Origin of the sequence: Sporosarcina luteola (assembly GCF_007991495.1) — a bacterium.
Lineage (GTDB): Bacteria > Bacillota > Bacilli > Bacillales_A > Planococcaceae > Sporosarcina > Sporosarcina luteola.
Map to the genome: position 1 here is coordinate 1 of NZ_BJYL01000036.1, position 22,909 is coordinate 22,909.

At 42.9% G+C, this 22,909-nt stretch carries 24 protein-coding genes; 23 read left to right on the forward strand and 1 reads right to left on the reverse strand.

The features are described 5' to 3' along the window. The first annotated feature begins 105 nt into the window (after window positions 1–105). The 14 genes from deoC (at window position 106) to recO (ending at window position 11,684) form a co-directional block, all read left to right on the forward strand. Complete coding sequence (gene deoC / locus SLU01_RS13235) at window positions 106–777, forward strand: deoxyribose-phosphate aldolase (RefSeq protein ID WP_147059112.1); 672 nt, start codon at window positions 106–108, stop codon at window positions 775–777. Window positions 778–926: 149 nt separating this feature from the next. Next, window positions 927–1,100 (forward strand): 30S ribosomal protein S21, encoded by a 174-nt coding sequence (gene rpsU / locus SLU01_RS13240; protein ID WP_009496905.1) that lies wholly within the window; start codon window positions 927–929, stop codon window positions 1,098–1,100. 181 nt (window positions 1,101–1,281) lie between these two features. Next, window positions 1,282–2,628 carry an NfeD family protein gene (locus tag SLU01_RS13245; protein ID WP_147059115.1) on the forward strand — a complete coding sequence of 449 codons (1,347 nt, stop codon included), beginning with the start codon at window positions 1,282–1,284 and terminating at the stop codon, window positions 2,626–2,628. Then, window positions 2,621–3,634, forward strand: a complete 1,014-nt coding sequence (gene floA, locus SLU01_RS13250) for a flotillin-like protein FloA (RefSeq protein ID WP_147059117.1) — start codon at window positions 2,621–2,623, stop codon at window positions 3,632–3,634. The genes SLU01_RS13245 and floA overlap by 8 nt, the downstream gene beginning before the upstream one ends. Window positions 3,635–3,671: 37 nt before the next feature. Further along, complete coding sequence (locus SLU01_RS13255) at window positions 3,672–4,163, forward strand: hypothetical protein (protein ID WP_147059118.1); 492 nt, start codon at window positions 3,672–3,674, stop codon at window positions 4,161–4,163. Between the two features lie 47 nt (window positions 4,164–4,210). Continuing rightward, entirely contained in the window at window positions 4,211–4,468 is a 258-nt protein-coding gene (locus SLU01_RS13260; protein WP_147059120.1) for a hypothetical protein, read from the forward strand. Next, a complete protein-coding gene (locus SLU01_RS13265) occupies window positions 4,452–5,546 on the forward strand; it encodes a sporulation protein YqfD (protein ID WP_147059122.1) in 1,095 nt (364 codons plus the stop codon). Before SLU01_RS13260 ends, SLU01_RS13265 begins: the two co-directional genes overlap by 17 nt. A gap of 5 nt (window positions 5,547–5,551) precedes the next feature. Beyond that, window positions 5,552–6,511, forward strand: a complete 960-nt coding sequence (locus SLU01_RS13270; RefSeq protein WP_174842655.1) for a PhoH family protein — start codon at window positions 5,552–5,554, stop codon at window positions 6,509–6,511. A gap of 62 nt (window positions 6,512–6,573) precedes the next feature. Continuing rightward, window positions 6,574–8,700, forward strand: coding sequence for an HD family phosphohydrolase (locus tag SLU01_RS13275; protein ID WP_246110986.1), 2,127 nt, complete (start codon window positions 6,574–6,576; stop codon window positions 8,698–8,700). Window positions 8,701–8,719: 19 nt separating this feature from the next. After that, a complete protein-coding gene (gene ybeY, locus SLU01_RS13280; RefSeq protein ID WP_147059234.1) occupies window positions 8,720–9,190 on the forward strand; it encodes an rRNA maturation RNase YbeY in 471 nt (156 codons plus the stop codon). Between the two features lie 7 nt (window positions 9,191–9,197). Further along, window positions 9,198–9,548: a diacylglycerol kinase family protein gene (locus SLU01_RS13285; protein WP_147059236.1), complete on the forward strand. Its 351-nt coding sequence runs from the start codon at window positions 9,198–9,200 to the stop codon at window positions 9,546–9,548. Window positions 9,549–9,563: 15 nt separating this feature from the next. Continuing rightward, a complete protein-coding gene (locus SLU01_RS13290; protein ID WP_147059124.1) occupies window positions 9,564–9,977 on the forward strand; it encodes a cytidine deaminase in 414 nt (137 codons plus the stop codon). Then, window positions 9,958–10,872 (forward strand): GTPase Era, encoded by a 915-nt coding sequence (gene era, locus SLU01_RS13295; RefSeq protein WP_147059126.1) that lies wholly within the window; start codon window positions 9,958–9,960, stop codon window positions 10,870–10,872. The genes SLU01_RS13290 and era overlap by 20 nt, the downstream gene beginning before the upstream one ends. Before the next feature lie 26 nt (window positions 10,873–10,898). Then, entirely contained in the window at window positions 10,899–11,684 is a 786-nt protein-coding gene (gene recO, locus SLU01_RS13300) for a DNA repair protein RecO (protein ID WP_147059128.1), read from the forward strand. A 204-nt stretch (window positions 11,685–11,888) separates the two neighbouring features. Here the strand turns inward: recO and SLU01_RS13305 are convergent, their stop codons facing one another. Then, window positions 11,889–13,268: a glycine--tRNA ligase gene (locus SLU01_RS13305; RefSeq protein ID WP_147059130.1), complete on the reverse strand. Its 1,380-nt coding sequence runs from the start codon at window positions 13,266–13,268 to the stop codon at window positions 11,889–11,891. Window positions 13,269–13,637: 369 nt separating this feature from the next. On the opposite strand from SLU01_RS13305, the gene ccpN reads away from it, so the two are divergent. From ccpN to SLU01_RS13350, 9 genes are all read left to right on the forward strand, one after another. Further along, complete coding sequence (gene ccpN, locus SLU01_RS13310; protein ID WP_147059132.1) at window positions 13,638–14,267, forward strand: transcriptional regulator CcpN; 630 nt, start codon at window positions 13,638–13,640, stop codon at window positions 14,265–14,267. 38 nt (window positions 14,268–14,305) lie between these two features. After that, window positions 14,306–15,121 (forward strand): pyruvate, water dikinase regulatory protein, encoded by an 816-nt coding sequence (locus tag SLU01_RS13315; protein WP_147059133.1) that lies wholly within the window; start codon window positions 14,306–14,308, stop codon window positions 15,119–15,121. Window positions 15,122–15,312: 191 nt separating this feature from the next. After that, complete coding sequence (gene dnaG, locus SLU01_RS13320; RefSeq protein ID WP_147059135.1) at window positions 15,313–17,127, forward strand: DNA primase; 1,815 nt, start codon at window positions 15,313–15,315, stop codon at window positions 17,125–17,127. 35 nt (window positions 17,128–17,162) lie between these two features. After that, window positions 17,163–18,338, forward strand: coding sequence for an RNA polymerase sigma factor RpoD (rpoD, locus tag SLU01_RS13325; RefSeq protein ID WP_147059137.1), 1,176 nt, complete (start codon window positions 17,163–17,165; stop codon window positions 18,336–18,338). Window positions 18,339–18,417: 79 nt separating this feature from the next. Continuing rightward, window positions 18,418–18,972 (forward strand): hypothetical protein, encoded by a 555-nt coding sequence (locus SLU01_RS13330; protein WP_147059139.1) that lies wholly within the window; start codon window positions 18,418–18,420, stop codon window positions 18,970–18,972. Between the two features lie 146 nt (window positions 18,973–19,118). Further along, entirely contained in the window at window positions 19,119–20,261 is a 1,143-nt protein-coding gene (locus SLU01_RS13335) for an acyl-CoA dehydrogenase (RefSeq protein ID WP_147059141.1), read from the forward strand. A gap of 296 nt (window positions 20,262–20,557) precedes the next feature. After that, complete coding sequence (cccA, locus tag SLU01_RS13340) at window positions 20,558–20,938, forward strand: cytochrome c550 (protein ID WP_147059143.1); 381 nt, start codon at window positions 20,558–20,560, stop codon at window positions 20,936–20,938. A 131-nt stretch (window positions 20,939–21,069) separates the two neighbouring features. After that, on the forward strand, window positions 21,070–21,768 hold the full coding sequence (locus tag SLU01_RS13345) for a tRNA (adenine(22)-N(1))-methyltransferase (protein WP_147059145.1): 699 nt from the start codon (window positions 21,070–21,072) through the stop codon (window positions 21,766–21,768). After that, on the forward strand, window positions 21,765–22,886 hold the full coding sequence (locus SLU01_RS13350) for a Nif3-like dinuclear metal center hexameric protein (RefSeq protein WP_147059147.1): 1,122 nt from the start codon (window positions 21,765–21,767) through the stop codon (window positions 22,884–22,886). Before SLU01_RS13345 ends, SLU01_RS13350 begins: the two co-directional genes overlap by 4 nt. Window positions 22,887–22,909 lie beyond the last annotated feature (23 nt).

Genomic DNA, 22,909 nt, shown 5'->3' on the forward strand with positions numbered 1-22,909 from the left:
TTACAAAAACAGTCCATCTTTAATTTGATGGACTGTTATTTAATGCGGTAAAATAGTTTATTTGCTATGATGGTAGAGGTACGTACAACTTGAGGAGGGTTTTTGTTGAATCAAAAATACGCTGCATATATCGATCATACATTATTAAAGGCAGATGCTACGAAAGAAGAAATAATTGCGTTATGTGAAGAGGCGAAAACTTATTCATTCGCATCAGTATGCGTTAATCCAACATGGGTCAAAACGGCGTCAGAGCTTCTACAAGGAACAACAGTGAAGGTTTGTACCGTTATCGGTTTCCCTTTAGGGGCTTCCACAACAACAGTCAAAGCTTTCGAAACGAAAGATGCGATTGAAAATGGCGCAGGGGAAATCGATATGGTCATTAATATCGGAGCATTGCGTAGCGGTGATGATGACTTGGTCGGCCAAGATATTGCGGCTGTTGTTGAGGCTGCAAGAGGTAAAGCGATTGTAAAAGTGATCATTGAAACTTCATTGCTTACAGACCAGGAAAAACGTAAGGCTTGCGAATTGTCACGCGCGGCTGGAGCGGATTTTGTTAAAACGTCAACAGGTTTCTCCACTGGCGGAGCCACTGCTGAAGATGTTAAGCTGATGCGTGGCGTAGTAGGACCGGAAATGGGCGTCAAAGCTTCTGGCGGGGTCCGCAGCTTCGATGATTTGCAAAAGATGATCGACGCAGGCGCAACACGAATCGGAGCAAGTTCCGGCGTACAAATCATGCAAGGGTTGCAAGGCGATACAGCATATTGATGGGCTGAAATCTTAAAAAAACGCATTCCACTATTTTACTAAGATATTTTGAAAGTTTTTTATTGACCATATTGGGATATTAAGATATAATTTTTTGTACAAGGAGTAAAACCTTGTTCGAAGTGTGCTCGGAGGGAGGGACAAGAGATATGACGAAAACTGTCGTTCGCAAAAATGAATCGCTTGAAGATGCTCTTCGCCGCTTCAAACGTACTGTATCAAAAAGTGGTACAATACAAGAGGTAAGAAAGCGTGAGTTCTACGAGAAACCAAGTGTCAAACGTAAAAAGAAGTCTGAGGCTGCTCGTAAGCGTAAATTCTAATATCTGTCCATATTGAAATAGCAATTTAAGCATGTTATGCATGAAACCGGAGAGTCCATTGGATTTTCCGGTTTTTTATTTTTATAAATGAACAAAATTCATTCTAATAGAATGAAACTTTTTAGCAATCCGATACGTAAAGAAGGTATAATTGTAAATAGAGAAAGAGGTGAACAAAAAGATGCGTAAAATGATAGGGAAGTTCATCCTGTTCATTTTATTTCTATCCGTCATTTCTATTCCATTTTCACACACTTCAGCAAATGCAGATAAAGTGTACCATGTGAAAATTAATAAAGAAGTGGAAAAAGGACTCTACGCTTATTTAAAACGGTCTTTTCGTGAAGCGGAAGCTGCGGAAGCCAAAGCGATCATCCTTGAAATCGATACACTTGGAGGCTTTACCGACGCGGCAGGCGAGATTGGAAAACTGATGGATGAGACGGAACCTGAAATCATAGCCTACATCAATTACAAGGCTATATCTGCGGGGGCATATATCGCACTCCATGCAGAAAAAATCTACATGTCTCCAAACGGTAAAATCGGCGCTGCCCAGGCCGTTGAAGGTACTACCGGAAATGCCGTGGACGTTAAAGCGCATAGTTATTGGGTGGCGGAAATGAAGAGCGCTGCCGAAACACATGAACGTAATCCGATGTATGCGATGGCTATGGCTGAACCGTCAATCGAACTGGATAAATATCGAGCAGGAGCAGGAAAATTGTTGACGCTCACAGCAAGCGAAGCAGCGGAGGAAGAAGTCGGTTACAGTAATGGGACTGTCTCTTCATTCGATGAGCTTTTGGAAGTGAACGAACTGCAAGATGCCGAAATCGTTGCGACGAAAGTGTCTTTTGCCGAAGGGATTGCGCGTTTCATCACACATCCGATTGTTGTACCGATCTTGCTGTCGATCGCTGGCCTCGGCCTTGTCGTTGAGCTGTATTCTCCTGGTTTTGGTGTTCCGGGTACAATGGCGATTACTTCGTTGTTCCTTTTCTTTTTCGGACATCTTGTCGCAGGCCTTGCGGGTTATGAGACGCTGATTCTTTTTCTGGTGGGCGTTGTGCTCATTGCGTTGGAGTTTTTCATAGCAGGTGGAATTGCCGGGGTTCTCGGTGCGGTTGCTATTGTTGTTAGTATCATTTTGGCGGGTGGCAATCCGATGTTCATGGCTTATGCTGTCTTGATCGCGATAGCTGTTGCCGTCAGTGGGATGGTGATCATAATGAAGTTTTTTGGAAGGAAATTGCACTTGCTCAACAAGATGGTGCTCATGGATTCGACAGATACTGAAAGTGGGTATGTCTCGAATGTCAATAGAACCGAACTGCTTGGCAAGAAGGCGAAAACGGTTACTCCACTCAGACCGTCGGGAACGATCGATATGGATGGAGAAAGAATCGATGTCGTTTCACAAGGAAGTTACATCGACCGAGACAAACATGTTATCATAGTGAAGGTTGAAGGTTCCCGGATTGTTGTAAGGGAAGTCGAAGAAAAGGGGGAAATGAATAATGGCTGAACTATTAGGTACTGGCAGCTTTATTGTAACTGTCGCAATCATCATCGGAGTGATCATCTTATTATCCGTGTTTTTCACGCTCGTCCCTGTAACATTGTGGATTTCCGCAATGGCTGCTGGTGTACGCGTTAGCATTTTCACATTGATCGGTATGCGTCTACGTAGGGTTATCCCGAGTAGGGTTGTCAATCCGCTAATTAAAGCACATAAAGCGGGCCTGACTGTGTCAATCAATCAATTGGAAAGTCACTACCTTGCTGGTGGTAATGTTGACCGTGTCGTTAATGCTTTAATTGCGGCACATCGTGCAAATATTGAATTGACATTTGAACGTGCAGCAGCGATCGATCTTGCGGGTCGTGATGTACTGGAAGCAGTTCAAATGTCCGTTAACCCGAAAGTTATTGAAACACCATTCATTGCTGGTGTTGCGATGAACGGTATTGAAGTGAAAGCGAAGGCGCGGATTACGGTTCGTGCAAACATTGACCGACTTGTCGGTGGTGCGGGTGAAGAAACTGTAGTTGCCCGTGTAGGTGAAGGTATCGTTTCTACAATCGGTTCTTCAGTGGACCATGCAAAAGTTCTTGAAAATCCGGATTTGATTTCTCAAACAGTGTTGGCAAAAGGTCTTGACTCTGGGACGGCATTTGAAATCTTATCCATCGATATTGCGGACGTTGACATCGGCAAAAATATCGGTGCCGAGCTTCAAACTGAACAAGCGATGGCCGACAAAAATATTGCACAAGCGAAAGCGGAAGAACGCCGTGCGATGGCTGTTGCGAACGAACAGGAAATGAAAGCGAAAGTCCAAGAGATGCGTGCGAAAGTGGTTGGAGCTGAGGCTGAAGTTCCTTTAGCGATGGCAGAAGCGCTTCGAACAGGCAATATTGGCATTATGGATTATATGAACTACAAAAATATTCAAGCAGATACAGGTATGCGTGATTCCATTAGTAAAATCGGTGGAGAGCAGCAGAAACCGGACCCAACAAAAGAGTGACGTTTGAGCGGATAATTCCCGGAAAGGGGATGCACAGATGGAAATACTAATTTTGGTTGTCTTCGGTATCATCAGTATGCTCTTCAAAGGGAAAAAAACCGGAGAAGCACCGAAGACAGAAACGAAACGGCCTCCTGCACAAACGGAAGTGCCAGATCCATTACGGAAATTAAAAGAGATGTCCCAAGAAATGTATAAGGAAATTCAACGGGAGTTTCAGACGGAAATTGAGGAGCCGCCGAGCAGGCAATCGCCGCCGGTTACTCAAGCTCCGGTCGTAACAGTTCCGAGAGAAACCCCTAAAGTTGATCGGCCGGAAACTTCACGACAAACTCGTCCGACTAAGGAGAAAAAACAGGATAGATCATCTGCACGGGAAACCCATCGCGGTCGTTTATCAGCTCATCAAGGTAAGCCTGTATGGGAAAAACCTGTCGAAAATCACGAATTGATTCCTAGAAGTGACCAAGATCTCATAAAAGGCATCATTTTCTCCGAAATTTTAGGACCACCTAAATCAAAACAATAATCATTGACCCCTTATCCAAATCATAGGCTTGGATAGGGGGTTTTATCTTGAAAAAACTATTTAAAATGAACTCATCCGTAACGATTGATGAATTTACATCTATACGGATAACAGGCCCTTATTCTTTATTGAAATTGGGGCCCGATTATGCCGCTATCCGTAGCGGGGACCACGTCATTGAGGCAACTGGAGAGGAATTGATTGTGGAAACATTGTCGGAAGAAATAGCAGTATTTTCATTTGAATCCATTTCCCATATGACGATCAAAGAAATCAGAGACGGACAGGATGCCTATGATTCATAACCGATACGTAGTTGCGTTTTCAGGGAAAAATGATCCGACCAAGTTTCTAAGTTTCATTGCAAGATCAGGAGTTAAAATCGTAAGTATTACGGAAACCGGAGATGGAGTGCAGTTTAAGACAGATAAGAAGGGCATAGCATTCATACGCAAAAATCGGCGTCGGTTTAAGATGAAAGTATCGATTAGACGGGCGGATGAAGGATCGGTGGAGAAGCGGCTGTTCACATCCTATCGCTTTCTGATAGCATGTATCATCCCGCTAGCCGCATCGTTATTTCTGTGGAAAATCGAGATTGAAACCGATACGCCAGAGGTGGCTGATCGGATTGAAGTCAAACTGGAAAAGGCATCTATCTTGAAGTACCGCCCACTTTCAACCATTCCGGATGAAGGGGAAATACGTAGGGTGCTCATGTCTGAAGACCCAGCTCTTTCCTGGGTAAGATTCAAAAGATCCGGGGCGACACTGACGATCATTCCAATGCTCTCACCGAAATTGAATGAACTTGCTGAGAAAGACGGAGCACCATCCGATTTGATTGCTAGGACAGGGGGTGTCGTTACTGGGTTTCAATTGAGCAGGGGTGAAAGGGTGGCCCGTATACACGAAACGGTGAAAAAGGGCGATTTACTTGCAACGGGTATATTGGAGCAAGGGGATAAAACAGCAGTCGTTGGCGCAGAAGGCTCGGTATATGCAGACTTTTGGTCAGAATATAACTTTAAAATTCCAAAGACGATCGATTATCATTTGCTAGGGGAAGAGAATGTCATCGTTAATTGGCAATCACCGATTGTTTGGAGAGAAGGGAAGTTACCTTTATTCCGTTCTTTCATCCAAACCGAGCATGTCAGGAATGATCGCATCGAACAATTTGAACTATCGGAAGGCATGGAGGAAACAATCATCCTTCCATTAATAAAGTACAAGATTTTGTCAGAAATGCAGTCGGATCTAATTATAAAGGATGAAAACATTTTACACCTGACGTTCGGAAATGATACAGTTGAGGGGACTATATTATTTTTAATGAATGAGAATATAGCGATAAAAAGACCGATATCCCAAGGAGACTGAAACTATTGAGCGAACAAGTGATTCAACTTCATATTGAGGAACCGAATGAGGCCGTCATGCTTCTTGGCATTTCCGATCAGAATTTGAAAATGATTGAAGAATCAATGAATATTTCTATCCTTACACGTGGTGATACAATTTCATTAGCCGGGCAGGAAGAAGATATCATTGCAGGAAAGTTTCTACTTGAACAGCTTTTGAAGGTAATACGAAAAGGGATCAACATCAATTTACGCGATATTTCAACAGCGATTGAAATGGTGAAGAACGGAACTATTGAATATTTTGCTGAGCTATATGATGAGGAAGTTGCCCGGACGACAAAAGGAAAAGCGATCCGCGCTAAGACAATAGGCCAACGGGAGTATATTCAAGCGATCAGGAAAAACGATCTCGTTTTTTGTATTGGTCCTGCAGGTACGGGAAAGACGTACTTAGCGGTTGTACTGGCAGTCCAGGCGATGAAAACGGGATCTGTCAAACGGATCATTTTAACGCGTCCTGCTGTCGAGGCCGGAGAAAGCCTAGGCTTCCTTCCCGGGGATTTGAAAGAAAAGGTAGATCCCTATTTGCGTCCGTTGTATGACGCTCTGCATGACGTTCTGGGCGCCGAGCATACGGAAAGGCTAATTGAGCGCGGGGTTATTGAAATCGCTCCACTGGCCTATATGAGAGGGCGTACACTGGATGATGCCTTCGTCATCCTTGATGAAGCCCAAAATACAACGCAAGCGCAAATGAAAATGTTTTTGACACGACTCGGTTTCGGATCGAAAATGGTCATTACCGGCGATAAAACGCAGATTGATCTCCCTCGCGGCGCAGGTTCGGGACTTATCGCATCTGAGTCTATCTTGAAAAAAGTGTCTGAAATACACTTTCAATATTTAGAACAGGGCGATGTAGTCCGGCATCCAATTGTGGCAAAAATCATTGAAGCGTATGAAAGTGAGCAGTCATCTTAAAATGACTGCTCTTTCAACATTCCAATGTACAATGAATAGATAAAGAGATAGGGGGGGTATTTGTGTTCAGACCTGTGATAAAACTTTTTAAGTCATTGAAGTTCAAATATTTATCTTTATTCGTAATTGGCCTGGCTGCTATCGCTTTATTTTCATTGATGTTTGGCAATGTAAAGCAGGAGACGTATGAATTACATGAATTTAAGATTTCTCCAAAAACAATCCGTTCCTTAAAAACAGTAGAGGACACGGTAAAGACCGAGCAGGAAAAACGTAGAATCGAAGCCGAAGTAACACCTTTCTATCAGTTTTCCGAAGACATTGTAAAGAATAGACAAGCCATTGCAACATCATTATTCGATTTTCTTATTGAAGTGAAGCAAGAGAATGTTCCTGGTCCTGAAGATCCGGAGAAACAAGAAAGAAGTAAATCCGAACAGATTAAGAAAGTCAGTGAGAACTTTTCGAAACTTGCGGAAGAGGAGCCAGGCCTGCGCCTGACGGATGAGGCAATTGCGAGTCTTTTGACGAAGGGAACCGCTGAACTAAGAAAAATGCAGAAAGAGATTGTAAGTATAATAGGTGAGGAATTATCCAAGCCTGTTCGAAGTGGTGATCTTTCCACTGTACGTTATGAAGTGGAACGAAAGCTGCGCTTGTCGGATGCTATCCCTCCAACAGAGTTGCAGACACTGATTACACTTAGTCGGTCGCTCGTTGTGGAAACGGAAACAATTAATGAAACATTGACGGATAAAAGAATCGAAGAAGAAAAAAATGCGGTTGAACCGACCCGAATTCTGCAAGGACAAGTTATCGTCAGGGAAGGGCAGTTCATCGACTCGGAAATTTACCGTCAATTGGAATTGACAGGTTTATTGACAAATCAATCCTCATCTAAACCGATGATCGGTTTGATTTTATACGTCATTTTTGTTTCAGCAATCGTTTATTTACATTTTATGACGTGGGACGAGGAAAACGGCAAGAAGAAAAAATCATTGCTGATCATCTACACGATCTTTTTCATTCTAGTCATTATGATGAAACTGCTTAGTTTGATTGACAAGGAATTTGACGTTCAGGTTGCTTTTTTATTCCCTACAGCCCTTGCGCCCTTGCTCGTAAAATTATTAACGAACGAGCGACTTGCGTACATGATGACAATCATTACAGCTGCTACAGCAGGTATCATGCTGCAAGAAGGCTTTTCTGCCATTATGCAAATGGAAATTGCCCTATACATTCTGTTCGGCGGAGTGCTAAGCATTTATATACTTGGGAATAATGGTCGCCGGTCAAATATTTTACGGACAAGCCTTGGTGTAGGAGTTTCTAATATTCTATTCATTGGTTTCTATTTGCTTATGACACAGTCGTCATACGAGTTGTCAGAGTTAGCCTTTTACTTAATTGCAGCGTTGACTTCAGGAATTTTGTCCGGTGCATTAACGATTGGTCTTATGCCTTTCTTCGAATCAGCATTTGGCCTGCTTTCCGATATGAGACTCATTGAATTATCGAATCCAAATCATCCTTTACTGAAGAAAGTGTTAACTGAAACGCCAGGTACATACCATCATAGCGTCATGGTAGCTAATTTAGCGGATGCGGCTTGTGAATCTGTCGGCGCGAATGGATTGCTTGCACGTGTCGGAAGCTATTATCATGATATCGGAAAGACTGTGAGGCCTCACTTCTTCATTGAAAATCAACATGGGCTCATGAATCCGCATGATGAATTGCCACCGGATAAAAGCCGTGATATCATTATTGCCCACGCAACTGATGGAGCAGAAATTTTAGCGAAACATAAAATGCCGATTGAGATTGTCGATATTGCAAGACAGCACCATGGTACAAGCTTATTAAAATTCTTTTTTGTAAAGGCTAAGGAAATGGGACAAGATGTAGTAGAAGATGATTTCCGTTATCCCGGACCGAAGCCGCAGACAAAGGAGATTGCAATCATCTCAATTGCGGATAGTTGTGAAGCGGCAGTCCGATCGTTGAAGGAACCGACTCCGGAAAAAATTGAAAAGCTAGTCAAATCGATTATAGCCGGTAAATTGAACGACGGACAATTCGATGAATGCGATCTCTCCATGCGGGAATTAAGGAAAATCGAAAAAGTCATTTGCGAAACATTGAACGGCATTTTCCATAGCCGGATTGAATATCCGGAATGATCAGAAGGAAGGCGATAAAATGCTGGATATTTATTTTAACGATGAAACAGGAAAAGTGACAGATGATAGTAGACAACTAATTCAGGATGTTTTAAATCATGCTGCCAAGATGGAAGAACTTTCGGGTAACCCTGAAGTCTCCGTAACATTTATGACAGACGAAGAAATTCGAAAAATCAATGCAGAATATAGGGGCAAAGACAAAGCAACGGATGTTATTTCATTTGCCCTTGAAGAAATGTCTGAAGGTGAAATAGCGATTATACAAGAAGAAAATATGCCGATCGTCCTTGGAGACATTCTCATTTCAGTCGAAACTGCAAATCGGCAGGCAGCTGAATACGGTCATGACGAGCGGCGCGAAATTGGATTCCTTGCCTTACACGGATTTCTCCATTTACTTGGGTACGATCATATGACTGAAGAAGATGAGAAAGAGATGTTCGGAAGGCAGCGGGAAATTCTATCCTCATTCGGACTTGAGAGGTGAGGAGGGGATGCACCCTTTCTTTAAATCTTTTCAATATGCGATAAAGGGGATTCTGCACGGAGTCCGATCTGAAAGGAATTTGAAATTCCACGTTTTTGCTGCTGCTGTCGTTTTGAGCGCAAGTTATTTAACAGGCCTCTCCGCGAACGAATGGATGATCATCATCATTCTGATTGGCGGGATGATTGCTTTAGAGTTGGTAAATACAGCGGTCGAAAAAGTAGTAGATCTTATTACGGAGGATTTCCATCCCCTGGCCGGTCTTGCGAAGGACCTGGCAGCGGGGGCTGTTCTTGTATTTGCAGTATGCAGTGCAATCATAGGAATGATCATCTTCATACCAAAATGGTTTATATAATATAGGAGTGAAATTATGAATAGTGAAAAGTTAATGAACGAAGCAAAGTTAGCACGTGAGAAGGCATATGTACCCTACTCGAAATTTCCGGTTGGAGCAGCACTTTTATCTGAAAGCGGACAGGTTTTCCACGGTTGTAATATTGAAAACTCAGGATATAGCATGACGAATTGTGCTGAAAGAACGGCGTTTTTCAAAGCGGTATCCGATGGCATAAAAAGCTTTAAAGCGCTTGCTGTAGTTGCGGATACGGATGGCCCAGTATCGCCATGCGGTGCATGCAGACAAGTAATTGCCGAATTCTGCGACCCATCAATGCCTGTCTATTTGACGAATCTAAAGGGCCATGTCCTAGAGACGACAGTCGAACAATTGCTGCCGGGTGCTTTTTCCAAGGAGGATTTAAAGTATGCAGAAGGACAACAATGAATTCAAATCAGGGTTCATTTCGATAATCGGAAGACCGAATGTCGGAAAGTCCACATTCTTAAACCGGGTCGTCGGTCAAAAAATCGCCATCATGAGCGACAAACCGCAAACGACGAGAAATAAAGTGCAAGGCGTTGTTACGACAGATGAATCACAATTAATTTTCATTGATACCCCAGGCATTCATAAACCGAAGCATAAGCTCGGTGATTTCATGGTGAAATCAGCACGAAATACGTTGAAGGAAGTCGATGTCATCATGTTCATGGTGAATGCTAATGAGCCGATCGGGGGCGGGGACAGATTCATCATCGACATGCTACAAAACACGAAAACACCCGTCTTTTTGGTGATCAATAAAATTGACCTCGTGCATCCGGATGAGCTATTGCAAATCATTACATCGTATACGGAAGTGTATGAGTTCGCGGAAGTCGTTCCGTTATCTGCGTTGAATGGCAATAATGTTGAACGATTAATGGAAACGTTGACGAAATACTTGCCGGAAGGGCCTAAATATTACCCGGATGACCAAGTGACCGATCATCCCGAACGTTTTATTATTTCCGAATTGATCCGTGAAAAGGTTCTGCATTTGACACGGGAGGAAATTCCGCATTCGGTGGCAGTCGTCATTGAAAAGATCGAAAGGGATGAAACTCGTGAACTAGTTGACGTCTCTGCAACGATCGTCGTTGACCGGGATTCCCAAAAAGGAATTGTCATCGGTAAAAAAGGAGCGCTCTTAAAAGAAATCGGTACAAAGGCAAGACATGATATCGAAATGCTTCTTGGATCGAAAGTGTTTTTGGAACTTTGGGTAAAGGTACAAAAAGATTGGCGCAATAAACCTGGCCAATTACGTGAATTTGGATTTAGGGAAGATGAATATTGATCTGTAATTAAGAAGGAGTGACGGTCTTGCTGAATAAGTGGGAAGGGATCATCCTAAAAAGCATCCCTTACGGGGAAGCGAATAAAATCGTCACACTTTATACCCGTGAAGCGGGTAAAATGACCGCAATGGCAAGAGGTGCGAAAAAACCGGCAAGCCGTTTAGCTGCCGTCACCCAAACATTCACATATGGATTTTATCTACTGCGGACGGGGAGAGGGATGGGGACGCTCGAACAAGGCGAGCCAATTGATTCCATGAGGCATATTCGGGAGGATCTTGAGGCAACGGCGTATGCAAGTTATATCGTCGAGCTGATTGATAGATTGACAGAAGATAGCGGAGCCAGTCCGAATGTGTTTGGACTTCTCCATGATGCCCTTCATGCGATCAATGAGCAATATGATCCTGAAGCGATTTCGTTGTTTGTGGAGTGGAAGATGCTGCCGGTGGCGGGTGTCCATCCTGTCCTTCATCAATGTGCGAATTGCGGGGCGACTGACGGTGAATTTGCATTTTCTTTTCAGGAAATTGGTTTCCTGTGTCATCGTTGTTTCGCAATCGATCCGTATATTGTCCGTATTACACCGACCCAATTACGGTTGATCCGTACATTTTTCACGGTGCCGATTCAGCAGGTCGGATCATTGAATTTGAAAAAAGCAACGAAGCAATTTATGAAGAAAATCGTTCGGACGGTTTATGATGAACAGGTCGGCGTACGGTTGAAATCAAGGTCATTTCTCGATCAGTTGGAAAGGACTCCTGAATTGTTGCCGAAAAAAGAAAAACCGCGGGAAGAAGGCGACTAACCTTCTCTTGCGGTTTTCTGTACTTATTACTAAGTCGTTAATACTATTTGTGAATTTATGTTGGAGCGGAAGGCGGCGACTCCTGCGGGAAAAGCGAGAAAGCTGAGACCCTGCAAAGAGCGCGCCTTTCGCGACTGAGGAGGCTCAGCCTCGCCCGCGGAAAGCGTCCGCCTGAAGCGGAAACATGTTACAAACTACTGTGAATTAAAATACTAAATGCTTTTCGATATATGCTTTTACGTCAGCGATTGGCATGCGTACTTGTTCCATGGAGTCGCGGTGTCTAACGGTCACTTGGCGATCTTCTTCGGAATCGAAATCGTATGTGATACAGAAAGGCGTGCCGATTTCGTCTTGACGGCGATAACGTCTGCCGATGGACTGGGAATCATCATACTGTACCGCAAAATGTTTGCGAAGCTCCGCATATACCTCATCCGCGCCCTCAGACAGCTTCTTCGATAATGGAAGGACTGCAGCCTTGATTGGTGCAAGTGCAGGGTGGAAGCGCATAACGGTACGCTTGTCGTCCCCTTCCAGTTCCTCTTCATCAAATGCATCACAAAGGAATGCCAAAGTTACGCGGTCTGCGCCGACAGAAGGTTCAATACAGTAAGGGACGAATTTTTCATTCGTGATCGGATCTTGATAATGGAAGTCCTCGCCGGAATGTTCCATATGTCTCGATAAATCGAAGTCTGTCCGGTTCGCAATTCCCCATAGTTCGCCCCAACCGAATGGGAATTTATATTCAATATCAACAGTGCCTTTGGAGTAATGTGAAAGCTCCTCAGAATTGTGCTCACGCAGTCTCATGTTTTCCACTGTCAAGCCAAGGTCCAACAACCATTTTTCGGAGAAGTCTCTCCAATACTCATACCATTTCATGTCTTCGCCTGGTTTGCAGAAGAATTCCAATTCCATTTGCTCAAATTCGCGTGTACGGAATGTAAAGTTACCAGGTGTGATTTCGTTACGGAAGCTTTTTCCGATTTGAGCAATTCCGAATGGCATCTTTTTCCGCATGGATCTTTGTACATTTTTGAAGTTGACGAAAATCCCTTGAGCCGTTTCCGGTCGTAAATAGATTTCATTAGCAGAAGAATCCGTAACACCTTGTGTAGTTTTGAACATTAAATTGAACTGACGGATGCCGGTGTAATCCATAGCACCACAATTTGGACAAACAATGTTATGTTCCTTGATAAGTTCCTCCATTTTTTCAAATGGCATGCCATCTACAACAAGCTCAATTCCTTTTTCATCCAATGCATCTTCGATTAGTTTATCTGCACGATGACGTGTTTTACATTTTTTACAATCAATCATCGGATCATTGAAATTTCCGATATGACCGGAAGCTGCCCAAACTTTTGGATTCATTAGAATTGCAGCGTCAAGACCTTCATTGTAAGGTGATTCTTGGACGAACTTCTGCCACCATGCGCGTTTAATATTGTTTTTCAGCGCAATGCCGAGGGGACCGTAATCCCAAGTGTTTGCAAGGCCGCCGTAAATGTCGGAGCCTGGAAAAACAAAACCTCTCTGTTTCGATAAATTGACAATCTGTTCCATTGATAACATGATTTATCCCTCCAATTAAAATAAGCACCCATCCCCGGACATATAGTCCGAGGACGAGTGCGTAATGACCCGCGGTTCCACCTCGATTGGTTGTAACGAACAACCCTCTTAAAAAAACTGGCTCCAGGCTGCCGTTTCATGCCATTACGGGCTTTCACCATCCCCGTTCGCTTCAAAGTGGCATTACTTATAGGCCTATCCACACCTATTGAATTCTTAAACAGTGTAGCATGCTTCCTCTTTCCCTGCAAATTATTATCCGAACAATTTCCGTATTAACAGAGAGGAAGCCATCGGGTTAGGAATTATAGTTGTAAAATGCTATACTATTCGAGGATATAATATCGAACGATTAGGGCGGTGATTCATATGGAATTGAATAAGCGCCAGACTGAAATCTTTGACATTGTCAGATTGGATGGTCCTATTACTGGTGAACAGATTGCCGAACGGTTAAATTTGGCTAGAGCCACTATTAGGCCTGACCTTGCTATTTTAACGATGGCGGGTTATTTGGATGCGAGGCCGCGCGTTGGTTATTTCTATTCAGGGAAGAAACCGGCCCAATCAGTGACTGACGGTATGATTGGAATGAAGGTCGGTGATTTCCAATCTATTCCTGTAGTCGTAAATGAAAATGTAACAGTCTATGATGCTATCTGCCAAATGTTCCTAGACGACGTTGGCACGTTGTTTGTCGTTGACCAATCTTCATTTCTATCTGGAGTCCTTTCACGAAAGGATTTATTACGAACAAGTCTAGGAAACAGTGAACTTGATAAAATACCAGTTCACGTCATCATGACGCGAATGCCGAATATAACTTATTGTAAAAAGCAAGATTCACTTATCCAAGTGGCAAAGCGAATGATTGATCAGCAAATCGACTCGCTTCCTGTCATTTCTGCCAAAGAGGAAGGACTCGAGGTTGTCGGAAGAATTACGAAAACGAATATTACTCGGGCGTTCCTCTCGCTAGCAGAAGACCATGAATTATAAGCAGTTGCCTTTGAGCAAAATAAAAGAGGAGTGATACAATGAGAAAGTTGACATTGTTCATCGTTTCCGATTCTGTCGGTGAGACAGCGGACTTAGTTGCCAAGGCAGCGGCTAGCCAATTCAGACAAGACTTGGAAACAGTGTCGATGAAACGCTTTTCACACGTGGAGGATGAATCCCAATTACGTGAAATAGCGTATTTGGCAAAACAACAGCAAGCGATTATCATCTATACGCTCGTGAAAAGTTGTATGCGAAAGAAAATTAAAGAAGAGTGCCAACTCAATGGTTTGAAATGTGTCGATCTATTAGGGCCGATTGTAAATGAAATCGGAAATGCACTGGAAGAAAAACCATTTGAAGAGCCAGGTCTTGTCCGACAGTTGGATGAAGACTACTTCAAGAAAATTGAAGCAATCGAATTTGCGGTGAAATATGATGATGGACGTGACCCAAGAGGGGTCTTAAAGGCTGACATCGTCCTAGTAGGAGTATCCAGGACATCAAAGACCCCATTATCCCAATACCTTGCACACCGCCGTTTTAAAGTAGCGAATGTACCGCTTGTTCCCGAAGTGGATCCTCCAGAGGAATTATATGAAATTGATCCGCAAAAGTGTTTTGGTCTAGTCATCTCTCCTAACGTCTTGAATTCTATTAGGAAAGAAAGATTGATTGCGCTCGGGTTGAAAGACGATGCAAATTACGCGCAAATCGAACGCATTAAACAAGAACTGGATCACTTCCAAAAAGTTGTTTCGAAAATCGGCTGCAAAGTGATCGATGTTTCCAACAGAGCTGTCGAGGAAACCGCAAACCTCATTTTAGCCGAAGTGACAAATCGCCACTTATAACATACGGACTAGAAGGACCACCCAGAAAAAAATGGTTGGTTCTTCTTTTGCGGATTGTGTACAATAGTAAATTGGCGTTGAAGTTTACATTTAAATTTTTTTTGGAGATTCTTGAATTTATTTTGTCGAATAAGCAGGATTTATGGATACAATCTAGAATTCAAGTATATGAGAAAAGAAATGGTGATAGAATGACTAAAATTCCAGAAGAGACAATTGAACAAGTCAGATCTAAAACCGACATCGTCGATTTGATTGGTGAATATGTCCAATTGACGAAAAGAGGAAGAAACTGGTTCGGATTATGTCCGTTCCATGGCGAAAGCACGCCATCTTTTTCAGTTGCAGAGGACAAGCAATTGTTTCATTGCTTCGGCTGCGGAGCTAGTGGCAATGCCATAACGTTTGTCATGGACATTGAAAACAGTCCATTTACCGAAGCGATCGCCAAACTTGCTGATCGCGCAGGCATTGAATTGGGATATACGTTCAATGAAAGTTCAAAGAGCGGGCAGTCCAATGAGTTTCAGCATATGATTGAGGCTCACACGCTTGCGGCTAATTTTTATAGTCATTTATTACTAAACACAGTGGAGGGTGAAAAAGCATTACATTATTTGGAACAAAGAGGATTTTCCCGTGATCATATCGAAAAGTATGGTATAGGATGGTCTCTCGATGACCGAGAAGTGCTTACCCAATTATTACAAAGAAAGAAATTTGATATGAAGGAGATGGAGCGAGCGGGTCTTTGCATAATGAAAAATGATGGGACTGGATATTTCGATCGGTTTCGTGGACGTATTATGTTCCCGTTACATGACGATAATGGTAATGTTGTAGCTTTCTCCGGAAGGATATTGACGAATACGAAAGAGGAAGCAAAATATTTAAATAGTCCCGAAACACCAATTTTTGAAAAGAGCCGATTGCTCTATAATTTTCATCATGCACGTCTTAATGTACGTAAAACGGGTAAAGTAATACTGTTCGAAGGTTTTATGGATACGATTTCTGCAGAAAGAGCGGGAGTCATGAATAGTGTGGCGGTCATGGGTACATCCTTGTCAGACACTCATCTTACAAAATTGAAGCGAATTGCCAATCAGCTTATCATTTGTTGTGACGGTGATAATGCTGGCTGGGAAGCAGCAAAGCGGTTCGCACTCCTTTCCTCCGAAAAAGGATTGGATGCACAAATAGCTCTCCTACCAGGGAAAATGGACCCTGATGAATATATTTCCACTTATGGGGGAGAAGCTTTTACCGATAAAATACTTGGTAATCCGCATTCATATATGTCATTCATTATGGCCTACTACAAAAGGTCAAAAAACTTATCACATGAAAATGATGTGTTGCAATATATTCATGAAGTTATGGAAGAGCTTGCCCGGAAAGTATCGCCGATTGAACGGGATTTAATGATACGCCAATTATCATCAGAAACTGGCGTGTCAAAAGAGGCCCTCAATGAGCAATTGATGAAAAAGGTAGGGACGTTGGCGAAACAGGATAAGGCAAAGCGACAGGATGAACAAGAAAAGCAAATAGTCTTCAAAGATACGAGCCGCAGTCCTACCGGCATCGAACGCGCAGAAAGACTTCTGTTAAGTCATCTGTTAAGCGACGGAATCTTATTCGACAGAATTCGGGATGAAAACCAAGGCATCTTCATCCATGAGGAATATACGACGATTTATGTGAAATTGGCTGGGTTTTACGAGCAGCATAAGCGGCCAGATTTCCACAGATTTGCAGAATCCTTGGAGGATCGGGAGCTTCGGAAGATTGTCATGGAAGCTGCAATGCTGGAGAGGGATCCTGAGTTTGCCGAACTAGAAATAACTGATTGCATTCATCATCTTGAAAAACATCAGATTTTAAGACGAATCGATGAAATGATTCATGAATCGAAAGAAGCGGAAAAGATGAACGACTATACCCGGGCACTGGAGCTGGCCAGGGAAATTATACAGCTCCGGAAATCATTATCGGCACTATAGGCCGTATTCCGGTGAATTAAGGAGGAACGGGTATTATGACTAAAAAAGAACAATCCGGAGAGATGGAGCACGAAATGACAATAGAGGAAGTAAAAGCGAGTTTACTGGAAGCAGGAAAAAAGGCGGGGGAACTGACTCTTGAAGAAGTGACAGAGAAACTGTCTGTCTTTGAGATGGAACCTGAACAATTTGAAGAGTTTTTAGATCAGATTGAAGCCGCAGGCATTGAAATGGAACGTAAAGATGATGAAGAAGCGGCAGCAAAAGATGACGAACAGTTCGATTTGAATGATCTTAGCGTTCCTCCTGGCGTCAAAATCAATGATCCTGTACGTATGTATTTGAAAGAAATCGGACGAGTCGACCTATTGACCGGCAATGAAGAAGTGAAACTTGCAATTGCCATTAAAGAAGGCGTTGAAGCAGAAGAAAAACTTGCCGATATGAAAAAAAGCGACCCGGAACTTTTGAAAATTGTCGCGAACGGTGAAAATGCAAAAAAGAAACTGGCAGAAGCGAATCTTCGTTTAGTCGTCAGTATCGCTAAAAGATACGTCGGACGCGGTATGCTTTTCCTTGACTTGATTCAAGAAGGAAATATGGGTCTGATCAAAGCGGTAGAAAAATTCGATCATACAAAAGGGTTCAAGTTCAGTACGTATGCGACATGGTGGATTCGCCAAGCCATCACCCGGGCAATTGCAGACCAAGCGCGTACAATTCGTATTCCCGTTCATATGGTTGAAACGATAAATAAATTAATACGCGTACAACGTCAATTGCTTCAAGATCTAGGGCGTGAACCATCCCCAGAGGAAATTGGCGAAGAGATGGATTTAACCGCTGAAAAAGTACGTGAAATCTTAAAAATCGCTCAGGAACCTGTTTCATTGGAAACACCAATTGGTGAAGAGGATGATTCACACTTAGGTGATTTCATCGAAGACTCCGAAGCCCAATCGCCATCTGACCATGCGGCCTATGAATTATTAAAGGAGCAACTGGAAGATGTGCTCGATACGTTAACTGACCGTGAGGAAAATGTATTGCGTCTGCGTTTCGGATTGGACGATGGAAGGACAAGAACCCTTGAAGAAGTTGGTAAAGTTTTTGGTGTTACACGAGAAAGGATCCGTCAAATCGAAGCAAAAGCACTTCGTAAACTGAGACATCCGTCCAGAAGCAAAAGATTAAAGGACTTTTTAGAGTGATCTACCCGCATCGGCATAAAAAATATGCCGATGCGTTTTGTTGGTTCCATGATTGAAAAGAGTTAGGGGCGAATAGAGGATGAATGATCAACGGAAAAAGATCATTATGACGGAAATTAATTACTGGAAGAAAAACAAACTATTACCAGAACATTATTGTGACTTTTTGATTACGCTCTACACTCGGGGGGACCAGGAAGGTGAAATCAAGTTATCCGATGCCATCTTAGTTAGAGACAAAAAGAAAGGCAGATTAAGTTTCATTGTCTTCATTCTACTAGCTTTAGCAGTAGGGGGAAGTCTGTTCCTCATCAAAGATCATTTTGTGGTGACCCTTTCTTTAGCCGCTATTGTAACTATCGGGATGTTAGCAAGAACAATATTCGGCAAAACGATACAAAGAGGAATGGCGCCATTATTATACATACTCTCGGCTTTCTTGTTGCTGGCAATGTCTCTCAAAACATGGAGCGTCTTCTTCGAAGGTCAGACAACTATTTTAATTGGATTATTGATACTTAACTGCTTGCTTTGGCTTTTTGCAGGCAGACTTTTAAAATTATTATATTTCACACTGTCAGGGGCTGCCGGTTTATTACTTATTACTGGTTTTATCTTTAAAATGATGGTGTAGGTGTTTTTTTGATTGTAGCGGAAATCAACAGTGAAAGCGTAGGTTTTAATCAAGCAAACTAACATCCTCCGAAAGAAAGATTGTGATACTTCGCCATATTTCGGTATAATAGAAATGTAAACGTTCACAATAAAGGGGATGAAGACATGAATTTTGATTTAACAGATGAGCAACAGATGATTAGAAAGATGATGCGGGAATTTGCCGATGAAGTCGTGGCACCCGGTGCTATCGAACGTGATCGAACAAAAGAGTTTCCAACCGAGATATTTAAACAACTTTCTGAGATGGGAATGATGGGGCTTCCTTTTTCAGAAGAGTATGGAGGAGCAGGGGCGGATACAACAAGCTTTGCCATCGTGACCGAAGAGCTTAGCAGAGCATGTGCTTCCACAGGCATTACATATTCTGCCCATATTTCATTAGGAGGGGCTCCGCTCAACCTTTTTGGTACTGAAGAACAGAAGCGCAAATATTTAACACCAATTTGCACAGGAGATTCTTTTGGCGCTTTCGGTTTAACTGAACCGAATGCAGGATCGGATGCTGGAGGGACGCAAACGACAGCAAAAGAAGACGGAGACGAATTTGTCATTAATGGTTCCAAAGTATATATAACGAACGCCAGTCACGCAAAACACTTGGCACTAACTGCGATCACGGGACAAAGCAGCGATGGCAAAAAAGAAATAAGCGCTATTATTGTACCGACCGATGCAGAAGGATTCACGATCATAGACAACTATGAAAAAATGGGCTTGAACGCCTCGAATACGACAGAGTTGGTGCTTGATAATGTACGGGTGCCAAAAGAGAACTTACTGGGCAAGCGCGGACATGGTTTCCGACAATTCCTTGTAACTTTGGACGGAGGAAGAATTGGAATCGGTGCAATGGCTGTCGGAATCGCGCAAGCTGCTTTTGAAAGAGCATTGAAGTATTCTAAAGAACGGAAACAGTTCGGTAAGACTTTATCTGAATTCCAAATTACGCAATTCAAATTGGCCGATATGGCGATGAAGATTGAGTTAGCTCGGACTATGGTGTATAAAGCGGCTTGGATGAAAGACCAAGGCCGTCCATTTACAAAAGAAGCTGCAATGTGTAAATTATATGCATCCGAAATTGCAATGGAAGTAGCAGATCAAGCCATCCAGATTCATGGAGGCTATGGGTATATGAAAGAATACGAAGTCGAACGCTATATGCGTGATGCAAAACTATTAGAAATCGGCGAAGGAACGTCAGAAGTTCAACGTATGGTAATTGCTCGTCAAATTGGATGTTAATTTAGTGAGTTTAAATGTTATAAATTCGCTCTAAGATTGGAACTAAAGGTGGCGACTCCCGCGGAAAGCGTCCGCCTGGAGTGGAAATCCGGATTCCAACACTTTAATTCAACATATATAGATAAAAGCGGAGATGGTCGCCAAAACTTCCCAGACTGTGAAAAAGTTTGTCGAATTTGTCACAATCGGAGAAATGTATATGGATAACTCTTTCAGTTTTCAGCAGGATACAGTACAATATTAGATGTGCACTGTATAATTTTACAGAATAATTCCTGGTGAAGGAGGGTAATTCAATGAAAAGCAATCCTGTAGTGCCTTATATCCTGATTTTCGCGCTAGGATTAGGACTTATTTTCTTCATGTCCCTATACGGTATTGATCAGAAAAAAGAAATTGCTGGAGCGGATGAAGAAGGAAAAACAGAAGCAACCGACGATGCAGCTGCATCTGAAGATTTCGACCCTGAGAGCTTTGCTCAAGGACAATGTATTAGCTGTCATGGTGGCGATTTGACTGGTTCATTTGGACCGAATTTACATGGTTTGTCATTATCGCAAGAAGAGCTACATGATATCATTAAAAATGGTACAGATGGCGGAATGCCACCATTCGGCGACAAAGCATCCGATGAGGAAATTGACGAATTGGCTGAGTACATTTTATCACTTAAATAAGACAGGAGTCATCGAAAGCAGGCGTGAAAACGCCGTTTCGATGGCTTTTTTCATTTCTGGCTCCTGCCGTCATTTGTGGCAAAGAAAATGGAATCCCTTTATAATGGTGATATTGGAAAGGCGGAGGTCAATTGAATTCAGAAAAACTATCATTGCGGTTGACGGCTGTCGCTTCTTACGTCGAGCAAGGCGCGATTCTTGCGGATATTGGAAGCGATCATGCCTATTTGCCGTGCTATTTAATACGAACTGGAAAAATTAATAAAGCGATTGCCGGTGAAGTCGTCAAAGGTCCTTTTGAATCGGCTGTGAAAAATGTTGAAAAAGAAGGATTATCCACCAATATTACAGTTCGCTTAGGTAATGGTTTACAGGCTATACAAGAAACTGATGAAGTTGATACGATCACGATTGCAGGTATGGGTGGTCCCTTGATCGCTTCAATCTTAAAAGAAGGCAACATGAAACTTGACCAAGTGAAACGGATCATCACACAACCAAATATTTATGCTTCAGCAATTCGGGAATGGGCTGTACAAAATGGTTGGACCATAATCAAGGAACAAATCTTAGAAGAGGATAATAAAATCTACGAAATTATTGTACTTGAAAGAGGAACGGCCGAGTACGATGAGTTGGAAATGATGGTTGGGCCTTATTTACTTAAAGAAAAATCACCAGTCTTCCTGAAAAAATGGAAAAGGGAATCTGTTGAATGGAGCAGGGTACTTGATTCATTAGAAAAGGCAGGACAAACGGAAGACATCAGTAAGAGAAAAGAACAGTTGCAAAAGAAAATGGAGTTGGTCGGGAGGTTTTTGTCAAATTGAAGAGAGTGAATGGGCATGAAATCATATCTCTATTTGAAAAATGGTCACCTAAACGGTTCGCTGAGGATTGGGATCCGGTCGGATTGCATATCGGTCAGTTGAACCGTCAAGTCGAAAAAGTTCTTATTACATTGGATGTTAATGAAAAAGTGGTCGATGAAGCAATCGATAAAGGAGCCAACTTGATTATCGCGCATCACCCGCCGATATTTCGTGCAATGAAAAACATTTGGACGGATACACCCCAAGGCAGGCTTATCGAAAAGTGCATCAAGAACGATATAGCTGTCTACGCAGCGCATACGAATCTAGATGTTGCGCCGGGCGGCGTCAATGACCTGCTAGCATCCCGTCTTGAATTAGCTGATCTAGAAGTGATGAGTCCGACGATTTCGGACCCGCTTTATAAATTGGCTGTCTTTTGCCCTGTCGAACAAGCGGATGAATTGCGAGCTGCATTAGCGAAAGCCGGAGCTGGTGCCATCGGTGATTATATTGGCTGCAGCTTCACATCTGCCGGTACGGGGCGGTTTATTCCAACGGAAGGTGCGGATCCCTTCATCGGGGAAATCGGCAAAGGTGAAACGGTTGCCGAAGAACGGATAGAAGTCGTTCTTCCCGGTCCAATCAGATCTAAAGTTTTGAAGGCGATGCTTGCTGCGCATCCATATGAAGAACCTGCATATGATTTCTTTGTTCTTGATCAACGGACGAAAGAATTCGGCCTTGGTAGAGTTGGGCAGCTGGCTGAAGCTATGGACTTGGAACAGTTCGCTCAATATGTGAAACGTGTGCTTGACGTGCCAGCTGTTCGGATTGTCGGGAATCTAAAGAAGCCAGTGAAGAAAGTGGCGGTGTTAGGAGGAAGCGGCAGTAAATACATCCAAGCGGCGAAGCGAAAAGGAGCGGATGTCTTCGTTACTGGCGATATGGATTTCCATAGTGCCCAAGACGCCGAGTTATTGGACCTTGCGATTGTCGATCCAGGTCATCATGTTGAAAAGGTGATGATTGAAGGGGTGGCGAAATATATGCAACATGCATCACAGGAAAAAGGGTTTGATGTATTATTTATCCAATCCGAGGTTAATACTGAGCCGTTCCGATTCATCTTCTGATTCGATATGAAAAGTGCTGTCCA